Annotated in this window: 2 protein-coding genes; both read left to right on the top strand. The window is 30.3% G+C overall.

From position 1 onward, the window contains the following. The first annotated feature begins 54 nt into the window (after nt 1-54). Nucleotides 55-444 carry a helix-turn-helix domain-containing protein gene (locus tag BX611_RS00045; RefSeq protein WP_115877459.1) on the top strand — a complete coding sequence of 130 codons (390 nt, stop codon included), beginning with the start codon at nt 55-57 and terminating at the stop codon, nt 442-444. Next, nucleotides 378-1,307 carry an IS3 family transposase gene (locus BX611_RS00040; protein ID WP_115877458.1) on the top strand — a complete coding sequence of 310 codons (930 nt, stop codon included), beginning with the start codon at nt 378-380 and terminating at the stop codon, nt 1,305-1,307. Before BX611_RS00045 ends, BX611_RS00040 begins: the two co-directional genes overlap by 67 nt. The last annotated feature ends 5 nt before the right edge of the window (nt 1,308-1,312 follow it).

The raw sequence follows: 1,312 nt of genomic DNA, 5'->3' as shown, positions 1-1,312 counted from the left end.
TGTACTTTCCTGAAATAGGTTGACTAAAAATTAGACAACTTATTACAAATAAAGATGAAAGAACAAAAACAACCCAGCCGAAAAAAAACCTATAAAAAAGTAGGTTTCGATTTAAAATTACTCATCATTGATCAAATTCAAAATGGTAGAATATCGGTCAATTATGCTGCTAAAAAATACAATATTTCTAAATCTTCTATTGACTATTGGTTAAAAAAATATAGTACTTTAGACCAAAAGAAATTAGGGATGAGTAAACAAGATGAAATCAAGAAATTGAAACAAAGAATTGAAGAACTAGAGTTTGTAAAGGACTTTCAGCAAGATGTTATTGCGGATATGGAACTGATTACTGGAGTGGATTTAGCAAAAAAGTCATTGCCCAAAACATTAGCCGACGAGATTCAAAAAAAGAAACAGAACCGTTTAAAAGAAAATGGTTAATCGAGTGTTTTGGGATTAGTAAACAAGCTTTTTATAAACGCTTAAAATCTCATCAAAATAAGATAAATCAAGAACAAATCCTAATACAATTAGTGCAAGATTGTCGTAAAGAAATCGGACAGAGAACCGGAGGTATTAAACTATATAAACTACTTAAATACAGGATGACACAAAACCAAATACACATTGGCAGAGATAAATTCTATCGCTTTTTAAGAAACTATAACTTATTGGTTACTAGGACTAAACGACACTTTATTACAACAAACTCTAAACATCAATTTTATAAACACAAGAATCTTGTTAAAGACAAAGCTCCTACCCGACCTGAACAACTTTGGGTAAGTGACATAACCTATATTAAAACTCAAAAAGGACATAGTTACTTGGCTTTAGTGACTGACGCCTATTCTAAGCAAATTATGGGCTATAAATTAGCTTCGCATATGAAAGTGTCATTATGTACTGATGCGCTTAAAATGGCTATTAAAAATCGTAAATATCCTAATCTAAAGCTAATTCATCATTCAGATAGAGGTATTCAATATTGCAATCCAGGATATACCCAGTTTGCAGAACAGAACGGTTTAACTCTGAGTATGACTGAACAATATGATCCCTATGAAAACGCAGTAGCCGAGAGAGTAAATAGAACTTTAAAGTATGAATATGGCTTGAAACAAACAATTAAAAATACTACCTTAGCTAAAAAAGTTGTGAAACGTGCTGTGAATATTTACAATAATCTCAGACCGCATTTAAGTTTAGATTTATTAACGCCAAAACACGTACATATAAATCAAAATGTAAATTATAAAAGCTATCGAAGAAATAAACAAAATTTACAGTATTTGACTATTTAATAAAA

The organism is Lutibacter oceani, assembly GCF_003384935.1.
Lineage (GTDB): Bacteria > Bacteroidota > Bacteroidia > Flavobacteriales > Flavobacteriaceae > Lutibacter > Lutibacter oceani.
Note: the sequence above shows the minus strand (reverse complement) of the source record. Positions and strands in the feature narration are given on the sequence as shown.

Excerpts from the sequence above, each read along its gene's own strand:
- BX611_RS00045 (WP_115877459.1), top strand. The coding sequence starts at position 55 with ATGAAAGAACAAAAACAACCCAGCCGAAAAAAAACCTATAAAAAAGTA.